The sequence below is a fragment of the Microbacterium paulum genome, assembly GCF_015707995.1.
Taxonomy (GTDB): domain Bacteria; phylum Actinomycetota; class Actinomycetes; order Actinomycetales; family Microbacteriaceae; genus Microbacterium; species Microbacterium paulum.
The window spans coordinates 1-10,417 of sequence record NZ_JAAGRY010000002.1; the positions used below are offsets into that span (position 1 = coordinate 1).

A 10,417-nucleotide genomic window follows, 5' to 3' on the forward strand; every position below is an offset into this window, starting at 1 on the left:
CGCGCAGCGCAACACGCGGGCGGCGTCGGCGGGAGTCCGCGCACGACGGGCGAACCTGTCGGCCGACCGCGTCGCGCTGAGCGCGCAGAGCAGCCGCGGCGCCGACCCGGCCCAGCTGCCGCTCGCCCGGCTGATGGCCACCGACGACGCGATCACCGCGCGCTGGATGCAGTACGAGACGGATGCGGCACGCCAGCTCGCCTTCCCCGCCCTCGGCGATGCACGCGTACCGACCACGGCCGCCTTCCTCGCCGAGCTGAAGACGACCCGTGCCCTCCGACCGGCCGCCCCCGACGTGCGGATCACGCCCGCCCAGTTCACCGCCTACCGCGACGGCGTGGCCCGCCTCGGCCGCGCGTTCGACGCCGCCGAAGCCGAGGCCTGGCGCCTCGCGCGCAAGGACCGCTCGGCGCCCGCCGGCCCCGGCCCGGATGCCGCAGCACCCGCGGCGTGGGTCGTCTCGGCTCAGGAGATCGCACAGAACCTCACGCAGAGCGTGCTGGCGCGGGGTGCCGAGGCGCTCGCCCGCGCCACCGCCCCGCGCACGCAGCCCGCGCCGCCCGAGCACCCGGCAAAGTCCGAGCAACCCGCACGGCAGCGGCCGGATGCCACGACGCGCCCGACCCCGCCGAACGCCTCCCCGGGGGGCGACCAGACCACCGGCACGCCTCGCGCCGACCAGGCATCCGATGCCCCACCGGCTCCGCCGGTCTGGCCGATTCCGTCGCGGAGTGCCCGCCCGCCGCGCCCGTGAGGGCGCACGCACGTAAGGTGTGACGGTGGACTTCTGGCAGTTTCTGGCCGGCTATTGGTGGCTCGCGTTCCCGGTCCTCGGCGTGCTCGGCGGCCTCGGCCAGCGGTGGGAGCGCGGCGCGCGCTCGCGGCACAGGCGGCGTCTCGAGATCCTGCAGGCCAAGGCGGCGCTGAAGGCCGCCGAGCCGCCCAAGCAGGTCGCGCACGCGACCGAGCCGAAGCCCCTCACGAAGGCGTCGCCCACCCAGCCGCAGCTCGAGAAGCTCTTCGCCGAGCACGACGCGGTCACCGCGCGCTGGCTGGAGTACGAGCTGGACGTCGCGAAGCTCATCGCCTACCCGACGATCAGTGACGGGCGACAGCCGCTCACCGCCGCGTTCCTCCGCGCCAAGAAGACCGCCGACCGCCTGCGGCCGGGCTCACCCAAGGCCCACCTGACCGACGGGGAGCTCGCCGCCTACGCGAGCGCGGTCACCGACTACGAGGTCGCCTTCGACGTCGCCGAGCGCGAAGCGCGGGCGGCTCAAGGACTCGGACTTCTCCGAGACCGAGCGCAAGCGCCTGCAGACGGCGCAGCAGCTGCTGTCGGTCGCCGTCGACGGCGGCGCCACCGCGGCGGAGCGCCAGATCGCCTACAAGCGCGTGCGCGAAGAGCTGGAGGGGCTCATCGTCGTCTCCGACGAGGCGATCACCGTGCTCGAGGAGAAGGTCGCGCTACCCCTCGCCGCGCGGGCCCCGCAGATGCCCGCGCCGCCGCCGGCGGCCTCGCAGCCACCCGCGAACCCACAGCCCCGGCAGACCCCGCCCGCCGCGGCGTCCTCCGACGACGCGGTCTGATCCCGTCAGGCGCCTTTGGCGGCGGTGGTGTGGTGGCGGATGACCTCGGCGACCACGAAGTTGAACCACTTCTCGGCGAACTCGGGGTCGAGGTCGGCCTCGGCGGCGAGGCGGCGCAGGCGCGCGATCTGCTGCTCTTCGCGGGCGGGGTCGGAGGGAGGCATCCCGTGCTCGGCCTTCAGCACGCCGACCTGCTGCGTCGCCTTGAAGCGTTCGGCCAGCATGTGGATGAGCGCCGCGTCGATGTTGTCGATGCTCCCGCGCAGACGCACGAGAGTCGCGGACGGGTCGGGCTGCTCGCTCATGCCCTCGACTTTATCGCGAAGCGGGGGCGAGACCGGCCGAAGACCGGGCTCGCCCCCGCGGAGCGCCGCGAAGACGAGCACGATCACCCAGAACGGCGGCGTGCTCAGCACCGAGTCGAGGCCCTCGTAGACAGCGGCGAGGATCGTCGCGATCGCGTCGAAGAGGCCCCCCGGGGCGTCGCCGAGGAAGTCGACGACCGTCTCGGCCCACTCGCCGAGGGGAATGCGGAATCCGTCCATCATCGTGCTCCTTCCGTCGCGGGCTCGCCCGGGGTGGGGGCGCCTCCGGCGGCGGCGTCGACGAGCGGGGTGAACTCGGCGACCATGTCGATCGGGCTCTGGATGATCGCCATTTCGCGGGTCGTCGCCGGCACATTGCCGAGCGCGGCGAGCAGGGTGACGCGCGGGATGACGCCGTGCAGGCGTCGGTTCTCGTCGACGACCGCGAGGGGCACGGTCGCCTCGACGGCGGTCTCGACGATGTCGGTGAGCAGGTCGTCGGGTCCGACCGTCGGGAGTGCCCGCGGCGAGGCATCCACCACGCGGCGGAGGTCCGTCTCGCCCGCCTTCACGGCGCGGATGACGGCGCGATCGGTGACGACGCCCACGAGGCGCCGGTTCTCGACGGCGAACAGCGCCCCGGTCTGCTGCGCGCGCATGGTGCGCAGGGCGCCGCGCACGCCCGCGCTCAGCGGCATGGTGGCGTGCGGGGGCTCCATGACGGATGCCGCGGTGAGCACGCGTGCGCGGTCGACGTCTTGCACGAACTGGGCGACGTAGTCGTTGGCGGGATCGGCGAGGATCTCCTCGGGCGTGCCGTTCTGCACAATGCGGCCGTCGCGCATGACGGCGATGCGGTCGCCGAGGAACATCGCCTCGTTGAGGTCGTGCGTGATGAACACGATCGTGCGGCCGAGCTTGCGCTGGAGTTCGACGAGCTGCTCCTGCATCTCGCGGCGGATGAGCGGGTCGAGCGCCGAGAACGCCTCGTCCATCAGCAGGTTCCGCGCCTCGAGAAGCGGCGCGGTCTCGCCAGTCACCTCGCGAGGGGTGGTCTCAGGAGCAAGAGTCACAGAACACCTCGGCAGCCCGGTGCGCAGGCTGCATCGGTCACGCCCGGGTGCCGGCCACGGGCGCTCTGCAGGGCCGGCGTCGGGCCACCTCCCCAACGTTTCAGGCATCGACATGGGCCTGCAAATTGGACACTCGGCGCCTCAGTCGCTACGCGCGGGCGCGTGGCGATCGATCGGGGCTTGCGTCGCGCAAGGTTCTGTGGTTACTTAGTCAAGTAACTAACCCATCAACCAGGAACGGCGGCGGAGTGATCGAAGAAGGAAAGGCGCTGTTCCTGCAGATCGCCGAGAACGTCGAAGACTCCATCCTCGACGGCAGCCTCGCCGACGACGCGCGGGCGCCCTCGACGAACGAACTCGCCGCCTTTTACCGCATCAACCCCGCCACCGCCGCGAAAGGAGTGAACGTGCTCGTCGAAAGAGGCATCCTCGTCAAACGCCGCGGCATCGGCATGTTCGTCGCTCCCGGCGCCCGCGCGCAGCTGATCGCAGAGCGTCGCGGGGCCTTCGCCGACCGCTACATCGACCCGCTCCTGGCCGAGGCCTCCGCTCTCGGCCTCGACGCCGACGACCTGGCCCAGCTTCTGCGGGAGCGGGCCGCCGCACACCGTACCGAAGGGAACCGCCCATGACCGTCATCGAGGTGCAGCACCTCACCAAGCGCTACAAGGAGACCCTCGCCCTCGACGACGTGTCTCTCGCCTTCGAGGAGAACACGATCTACGGCCTTCTCGGCCGCAACGGCGCCGGCAAGACGACACTCATGTCGATCCTCACCGCGCAGAACTTCGCCACGTCGGGCACGGCGCGCGTGTTCGGCGCGGACCCGTATGAGAACGCCGGCGTGCTCCAGCGCATCTGCTTCGTGCGGGAGAGCCAGAAGTACCCCGAGGACGCCCTCCCGACGCACGCGTTCCGCATGGCGAGCCTGTTCTTCCCGAACTGGGATCAGGGCTTCGCCGACGAACTCGTCGCGGCGTTCGAGCTGCCGCTGAAGACCCGCGTCAAGAAGCTCTCCCGCGGGCAGCTCTCGGCGGTGGGCGTCATCATCGGGCTCGCCTCGCGGGCCGAGATCACGTTCTTCGACGAGCCGTACCTCGGGCTTGACGCCGTCGCGCGCCAGCTCTTCTACGACCGGCTGATCGAGGACTACGCGGAGCACCCGCGCACCGTCATCCTCTCCAGTCACCTGATCGACGAGGTGTCGAACCTCATCGAGCGGGTCGTCGTCATCGACGGCGGTCGCATCCTCCTCGACGAGGAGACCGACGCGGTGCGCTCGCGCGCCGCCACGATCGTCGGCGACGCGGCGGCCGTCGAGGCGTTCGCCGCCGGCCGCGAGGTCATCCACCGCGAGAGCCTCGGACACGTCACGAGCGTCACGGTGCTCGGCGAGCTCACCGCCGCGGATCGGGCCGCCCTCCAGGCATCCGGGCTCGACCTCGCGCCCGTGTCACTGCAACAGCTGATCGTCCGCCTCACCCAGCATGCCGCGCGGGGCGCGGCGGAAGGAGCACTCCGATGAGCCGCACCCTGAACGTCGTGCGCATGCAGCTGGCGAACCGCGAGACCTACCTGTGGGTGCCGCTGCTGATCCTCGGCAGCTCGTTCGTGATCTCGCTGATCATCTGGGCGACCCTGGCCGCCGGCGGTGTCACGACAAACATGTACGGCGGGGGCGCGCAGGCGCCGCTGTGGTACTTCGTCGCTGTCGGGGTGCAGGCGCTGACCCTGACCTTCCCGTTCTCTCAGGCGCTGAGCGTCACCCGCCGCGAGTTCTTCGTCGGCACCATGCTGACGGCGGCGCTGACGTCGGGTGTTCTCGCGCTGATCTTCGTCATCGGGGGTCTGATCGAACTCGCCACCGGCGGCTGGGGCATGGGCGGCTACTTCTTCGCGCTCGATTGGCTGTGGGCCGGCGGCGCGTTCATGGCGGGCGTGTTCTTCTTCACGCTGACGATGATGGTGTTCACCCTCGGCTTCTGGGCGGCGACGATCTACAAGCGGTGGGGTTCGTTCCGGCTCACGCTCGCCCTCGTTGCGATCGCGCTCGTGCTGCTCGGCGTGATCTGGACGATCACCGTGACGCGCTCGTGGGGTCCGGTGATGGGTGCCATCGTGCAGGCAGGGGTGTGGGGGCTGACCGGAGCCCTCGCCATCCTCGTGGTGGTCTTCGCCAGCACGGCGGGCCTGGTGCTGCGGCGCACGACCGTCTGAGACGCCCGGGCGCGGCCGACTCGAGCGGTCCGTGGTGCTCCAGCGCCGCGGGCCGCCTCCCCTAGAGTGTGAGCCATGAGCGAACCGCGTGACTCGACGTCTCCCGAGGCCTCCGCCGAACCGGCGCCCGACGCGACGACCGTCGCGCTCGAGAACGCCACACCGGGGCGCACGATTTGGGCGAACCTCAACCACCCGTTCGTGATCGGCTTCTTCTTGACCTTCGGCGGGCTGGTCGCGTTCGCGCTCGGCATGGCGATCACGAGCCTCGTCACCATCTGGATCTACATCGCGTTCGCGATGTTCGCCGCCCTCGGCCTCGACCCGCTCGTGCGGCGCCTGCAAGCGCGCGGCATGCAGCGGGCGTGGGCGATCACGATCGTCTACTTCGTGTTCGCCCTCGTGCTCATCGCCGTCGTCTGGCTGATCGTGCCGACGGTGATCTCGCAGATCGCCCAGTTCATCCGCGATGTGCCCGGGATGATCACCGCCTTCCAGCACTCCGACCTCTTTGCGTGGCTCGTCGTGCAGTTCGGCGACCAGATGCCCGACCTTCTGGCCGAGCTGCAGAAGTTCCTCACCAACCCGAACAACGTCGCCGCGATCGGCGGCGGGGTGCTCTCGATCGGCTTGAGCATCGGCACGACCATCTCGGGCATCATCATCATCATCGTGCTGAGCCTGTACTTCCTCGCGTCGCTGCCCGAGATCAAGCAGGCGTTCTACCGGCTGTGGCCCGCGCGTCTGCGGGCGACGACCACCGAGATCACCGAGCAGATCACGGCATCGGTCGGCGGATACCTGGGCGGCATGGTGATCCTGGCGTTCTTCAACGCGCTCGTCGCGTTCCTGCTGTATCTGTTCCTGGGCCTGCCGTTCCCCGCTCTGATGGCGGTTGTGGCGTTCTCGGTCACCCTCATCCCGCTCGTCGGTAGCGTGCTGTTCTGGGCGGTCGGCACGGTCGTCGCCCTCATCGCCAGCCCGATCGGCGGCCTGACCTTCGCCATCGCGTACCTCGTCTACATGCAGATCGAGGCATACGTTCTGACTCCGAAGGTCATGAACAAGGCGATCTCGGTTCCCGGATCGCTCGTGGTCATCGGAGCGCTCGTCGGCGGCACGCTGATGGGGCTGCTCGGTGCGCTCGTCGCGATTCCCGTGACGGCGTCGATCCTGCTCATCATCAAGAAGGTCTACATCCCGAAGCAGGATGCCCAGGTCTGAGCCCCACCCGGGCGCGGGGGCTCCCTCCCGCCCGTGAAACGCCATGCAGCGCGTCATACGGTCGCCCGTGTGACGCGCTGCATGCCGTTTCGGCGAGCGGCGGGGGGCTACGGCGCGGCGACGAGGCAGGTCGGGCTCGGCACCTCGACGCGGCGGCGCACGCGACCGACGGCGCCGGTGCGCTCGTCGAGGCTGAGCGCCGCGACCTCGTTCGACAGCTGCCCGGCGACGAGCACGGTGTCGCGCTCGACGACGTGGTGACGCGGCCAGTCGACGCCCGAGTCGGCGAGCGCGACGGGCACGACGGCGGCCCCACCGTCACGCACCCGCAGGCTCGCGATCGTGTTGCTGCCGCGGATGCCGACCAGCGCATACTCGGCATCGCGTGTGAGCGCGATCTCGGCGGCGAAGTCGGAACCGGGCGACGCCTCGTCCGCGAGCGGCGAGGCCGAGATCACCCGCCAGCCTTCACCCGGGCGTGATCCGGGTTCGGGAGCGAGCACGAACACCTCGAGCGAGAGCTCGGTGACGACGTAGAGGTGTCCGCTCGGATGCCACACGGTGTGGCGGGGCCCGCAGCCGGGCGGCAGGGTGACCCGCTGCGTCTCGTGCAGGTCGCCGCCGCGCACCGTCCAGAACCGCACGAGGTCGAACCCGAGGTCGGTGGTGGCGATGACCCCACCGGGCAGAAAGCACGACTGGTGCGACCGAGACACGCGGGTCGGCTCCTCGGTCGCAATCTCGGTGGCGGCCTCGGATGCCTGGGCGCCTGCCGCGGCCTGCGCGTCGGCCCCGAACAGCGGAAGGTTTCCGATCGCCGCCGCGCCGACCATGCCCGCCAACGACGACAGGTCGGCCAGCGACGACAGGTCGGCCAGCGACGCAACGTCCGCCGCCCGCGCCTGCCGCGCCGCGTCGCTGTAGGGATCTTCGGCCCCGTCCGCGATTCGGGGTGCACCGAGCGCCCCGCGCGCGTCGAGTGCGAAGCGCACGACGCGTCCGTCGCCGTAGCACGAGGCGATCACCGCGTCGCCGCTCGGGGCGACCGCGACGTGGCAGACGGAGTCACCGGCATCCACCGCACCCCCGAGCGGCGCGAAGGTCTCCTCACCCGTGCGGGTGAACGCCTGCACGGTGCCGGCGGCCTCTTGCGCGACGTACAGCACGTCGAGGGTCGGGTGCGCGGCGACCCACGAGGGCGAGTCGGTGCGGGCGGCGACGCCCGTGAAGGCGAGGTCGCCGCCGGCGAGCGCGCTGTCGGGCGCGCCCGCGTGCAGCACACCGATGCCCTCGGCCGACCCCCCGCCGTCGGCGGTGTAGCCGCCGACCCAGAAGCGCATGCCGGGCCTCAGTCGACGAGGTCGTGGCGCACGATCACGGCGTCGCGGGCGGGGCCCACGCCGATGACCGAGATGCGGGTGCCGCTCATCGCCTCGAGCGCGAGCACGTAGTCCTGCGCCTCGACGGGCAGGTCTTCGAACGTGCGGGCGGTCGAGATGTCGGCCGTCCAGCCCGGGAAGTACTCGAGAATCGGGGTCGCGTGGTGGAAGTCGCTCTGGTTGACCGGCACCTCGTCGAAGCGCTCCCCGTCGACGTCGTAGGCGACGCACACCGGAATCTGCTCGAGCCCGGTCAGGATGTCGAGCTTGGTCAGCACGAGGTCGGTGATGCCGTTCACGCGCGTGGCGTAGCGGGTGACCGGCGCGTCGTACCAGCCGACGCGGCGCGGGCGCCCCGTGGTCGTGCCGAACTCGAAGCCGCGCTTGCGCAGCCACTCGCCCTGCTCGTCGAACAGCTCGGTCGGGAAGGGGCCCGACCCGACGCGGGTCGTGTAGGCCTTCACGATGCCGACGATGCGGTCGAGCCGGTTCGGCCCCACACCCGAACCGGTCGAGGCGCCGCCCGCGGTCGCCGACGACGACGTGACGAACGGGTAGGTGCCGTGGTCGACATCGAGCATCGTGGCCTGGCCGCCCTCGAAGACGACCACGTCCCCGGCATCCAGCGCCTCGTTCAGCAGCAGTCCCGTGTCGCACACCATCGGGCGCAGCCGCTCGACGTACGACAGCAGGTCTTCCACGACCTCGTCGACGCTGATCGCGCGGCGGTTGAACACCTTCACCAGCAGGTGGTTCTTCTGGTCGAGCGAGCCCTCGACCTTCTGGCGCAGGATGTTCTCGTCGAACAGGTCCTGCACGCGGATGCCGAGCCGGTTGATCTTGTCCGCATAGGTCGGGCCGATGCCGCGGCCCGTGGTGCCGATCATGCGCTTGCCGAGGAAGCGCTCGGTCACCTTGTCGAGGGTGCGGTGGTACTGGGTGATGACGTGCGCGTTGGCGCTGACCTTCAGGCGCGACGTGTCGACACCGCGTGCCGCAAGCGCCTCGAGCTCGCCGAAGAGGACCTCGAGGTCGATGACGACGCCGTTGCCGATGACGGCGTTGACGCCGTCGGAGAGGATGCCGGAGGGCAGCAGGTGCAGGGCGTACTTCTCGTCGCCGATGACGACGGTGTGGCCGGCGTTGTTGCCGCCGTTGAACTTGACGACCCAGTCGGTGCGCTCCCCGAGGAGGTCGGTGGCCTTGCCCTTGCCCTCGTCTCCCCACTGGACGCCGACGATCACAATGCCTGGCATGGGCCTTCTCCCCCGCTTGTCGGACGGTTACACCCCATCCTACCGACCTGGGCTCCGCGACCCGCGAGCGGATAGTGTTCCGACGTGCGCACTCGGACATGGACGACGGCGTGGTCGGTTTGGATCGGTCGCCGCCGCCGTGCGAAGCTGGGGCGATGAAGCTCGCCGAAGCACTCGCGGAGCGCGCCGCCCTCGCCACCCGGCTCTCCCAGCTCGCCCAGCGCGCAGCGCAGCACGCGCGCGTGCAGGAGGGGGAGCCGCCCGTCGAAGACCCCACCGCGCTGCTGTCCGAGCACGACCGTGTCGCCGAACGCCTCGCCGACCTCATCACGCGGATCAACCGCACGAACCTCGAGGCGACCCTCGCCGACGGCGCGACGCTCACCGATGCATTGGCCCGCCGCGACGTTCTCCGCCTGCGGGTGCAGGCCTACACGCAGGCGGCGGATGCCGGGGCCGCCCGCGGCGACCGCTACAGCCAGTCCGAGATCCGCTACGTCGCGGCGATCGACGTCGCCGCCGTCCGCGCGCGCGCCGACGCCCTCGCGAAGGAATGGCGAGAGCTCGACATCCGCATCCAGGAGGCCAACTGGCAGAGCGAACTGATCTGACGCCGGCGTGCAGTCGGTAGTCCGAGAGTGCGAGCGCACACCCCACGCCGCCGGGGGCAATCGGCGGCTCTGCAGGACCGACGAGCCGGTCCACCGGAAGATCCCGGTCACGGCGCATGCTCGGCACGGCGCACACACGCACGCGGCATCCTGCACATCTCATCACCACGCGCTGGCTCACGGACGAGGGTGGGACAGGGGACCCGCCGGCGTCGGATCCGTCTCGCAGGCGGACCGTAGGCTGTCGGCATGCGCTCACGATTGCTCTCCGTCGCGGCTGCGGTCGGTCTTCTGCTCACCCTGACCGCCTGCGCGGGACAGCCGGCGTCCGAGGAGTCGGCGCCCGGAGCCCGAGGGTGCGAGTACACCGAAGCCCCACCGCGTGCCGCGAGCGCCTCGAGCTCGCCGAAGAGGACCTCGAGGTCGATGACGACGCCGTTGCCGATGACGGCGTTGACGCCGTCGGAGAGGATGCCGGAGGGCAGCAGGTGCAGGGCGTACTTCTCGTCGCCGATGACGACGGTGTGGCCGGCGTTGTTGCCGCCGTTGAACTTGACGACCCAGTCGGTGCGCTCCCCGAGGAGGTCGGTGGCCTTGCCCTTGCCCTCGTCTCCCCACTGGACGCCGACGATCACAATGCCTGGCATGGACTGCTCCGCCGTTTTCGGCCCTCTGGCGCATATCGGACGGTTGCACCGGAAATGCCGGTACACCCCATCCTATCGAGCGGTCCGTGCCGCGATCCGACGCGGTGGAGCGGAC

Annotated in this window: 10 protein-coding genes and 2 pseudogenes; 7 read left to right on the top strand and 5 right to left on the bottom strand. The window is 70.7% G+C overall.

The window, feature by feature from the left end; all coding sequences use genetic code 11:
• Nucleotides 1-754, top strand: a 754-nt coding sequence (locus G3N18_RS00640; protein ID WP_196382404.1) for a hypothetical protein, incomplete at its 5' end; no start/stop codon positions are given.
• A gap of 641 nt (nucleotides 755-1,395) precedes the next feature.
• Complete coding sequence (locus tag G3N18_RS16405) at nucleotides 1,396-1,590, top strand: hypothetical protein (protein ID WP_338038090.1); 195 nt, start codon at nucleotides 1,396-1,398, stop codon at nucleotides 1,588-1,590.
• Nucleotides 1,591-1,595: 5 nt separating this feature from the next.
• On the opposite strand, the gene G3N18_RS00650 is transcribed toward G3N18_RS16405, so the two are convergent.
• Together G3N18_RS00650 and G3N18_RS00655 are read right to left on the bottom strand one after the other, a co-directional pair.
• Nucleotides 1,596-1,895 carry a chorismate mutase gene (locus G3N18_RS00650; protein ID WP_196382496.1) on the bottom strand — a complete coding sequence of 100 codons (300 nt, stop codon included), beginning with the start codon at nucleotides 1,893-1,895 and terminating at the stop codon, nucleotides 1,596-1,598.
• A 239-nt stretch (nucleotides 1,896-2,134) separates the two neighbouring features.
• Nucleotides 2,135-2,896: pseudogene (locus tag G3N18_RS00655) on the bottom strand (CBS domain-containing protein); the annotation flags it as partial.
• A gap of 320 nt (nucleotides 2,897-3,216) precedes the next feature.
• Here G3N18_RS00655 and G3N18_RS00660 point away from each other — a divergent pair.
• From G3N18_RS00660 to G3N18_RS00675, 4 genes are all read left to right on the top strand, one after another.
• A complete protein-coding gene (locus tag G3N18_RS00660; protein ID WP_141380790.1) occupies nucleotides 3,217-3,600 on the top strand; it encodes a GntR family transcriptional regulator in 384 nt (127 codons plus the stop codon).
• Nucleotides 3,597-4,493 (top strand): ABC transporter ATP-binding protein, encoded by an 897-nt coding sequence (locus G3N18_RS00665; protein WP_196382405.1) that lies wholly within the window; start codon nucleotides 3,597-3,599, stop codon nucleotides 4,491-4,493. Before G3N18_RS00660 ends, G3N18_RS00665 begins: the two co-directional genes overlap by 4 nt.
• A complete protein-coding gene (locus G3N18_RS00670; protein ID WP_196382406.1) occupies nucleotides 4,490-5,185 on the top strand; it encodes a hypothetical protein in 696 nt (231 codons plus the stop codon). The genes G3N18_RS00665 and G3N18_RS00670 overlap by 4 nt, the downstream gene beginning before the upstream one ends.
• 75 nt (nucleotides 5,186-5,260) lie before the next feature.
• Nucleotides 5,261-6,409, top strand: coding sequence for an AI-2E family transporter (locus G3N18_RS00675; RefSeq protein ID WP_196382407.1), 1,149 nt, complete (start codon nucleotides 5,261-5,263; stop codon nucleotides 6,407-6,409).
• Between the two features lie 107 nt (nucleotides 6,410-6,516).
• Here the strand turns inward: G3N18_RS00675 and G3N18_RS00680 are convergent, their stop codons facing one another.
• Nucleotides 6,517-7,749, bottom strand: a complete 1,233-nt coding sequence (locus tag G3N18_RS00680) for a lactonase family protein (RefSeq protein WP_196382408.1) — start codon at nucleotides 7,747-7,749, stop codon at nucleotides 6,517-6,519.
• Nucleotides 7,750-7,757: 8 nt separating this feature from the next.
• The gene (locus G3N18_RS00685; RefSeq protein WP_196382409.1) at nucleotides 7,758-9,044 is read right to left on the bottom strand and encodes an adenylosuccinate synthase; all 1,287 of its coding nucleotides are present in this window, start codon (nucleotides 9,042-9,044) and stop codon (nucleotides 7,758-7,760) included.
• Nucleotides 9,045-9,199: 155 nt separating this feature from the next.
• Between G3N18_RS00685 and G3N18_RS00690 the strand changes: the two genes are divergently transcribed.
• Nucleotides 9,200-9,655 carry a DIP1984 family protein gene (locus tag G3N18_RS00690; protein ID WP_196323580.1) on the top strand — a complete coding sequence of 152 codons (456 nt, stop codon included), beginning with the start codon at nucleotides 9,200-9,202 and terminating at the stop codon, nucleotides 9,653-9,655.
• Nucleotides 9,656-10,032: 377 nt separating this feature from the next.
• Here G3N18_RS00690 and G3N18_RS00695 read toward each other — a convergent pair.
• Nucleotides 10,033-10,302: pseudogene (locus tag G3N18_RS00695) on the bottom strand (adenylosuccinate synthetase); the annotation flags it as partial.
• Nucleotides 10,303-10,417: the final 115 nt, after the last annotated feature.

What these genes read in the sequence shown, in the direction of transcription:
- G3N18_RS00650 (WP_196382496.1), bottom strand. Translation starts at nt 1,895, where the DNA reads ATGAGCGAGCAGCCCGACCCGTCCGCGACTCTCGTGCGTCTGCGCGGG.
- G3N18_RS00665 (WP_196382405.1), top strand. Translation starts at nt 3,597, where the DNA reads ATGACCGTCATCGAGGTGCAGCACCTCACCAAGCGCTACAAGGAGACC.
- G3N18_RS00670 (WP_196382406.1), top strand. Translation starts at nt 4,490, where the DNA reads ATGAGCCGCACCCTGAACGTCGTGCGCATGCAGCTGGCGAACCGCGAG.
- G3N18_RS00675 (WP_196382407.1), top strand. Translation starts at nt 5,261, where the DNA reads ATGAGCGAACCGCGTGACTCGACGTCTCCCGAGGCCTCCGCCGAACCG.
- G3N18_RS00680 (WP_196382408.1), bottom strand. Translation starts at nt 7,749, where the DNA reads ATGCGCTTCTGGGTCGGCGGCTACACCGCCGACGGCGGGGGGTCGGCC.
- G3N18_RS00685 (WP_196382409.1), bottom strand. Translation starts at nt 9,044, where the DNA reads ATGCCAGGCATTGTGATCGTCGGCGTCCAGTGGGGAGACGAGGGCAAG.
- G3N18_RS00690 (WP_196323580.1), top strand. Translation starts at nt 9,200, where the DNA reads ATGAAGCTCGCCGAAGCACTCGCGGAGCGCGCCGCCCTCGCCACCCGG.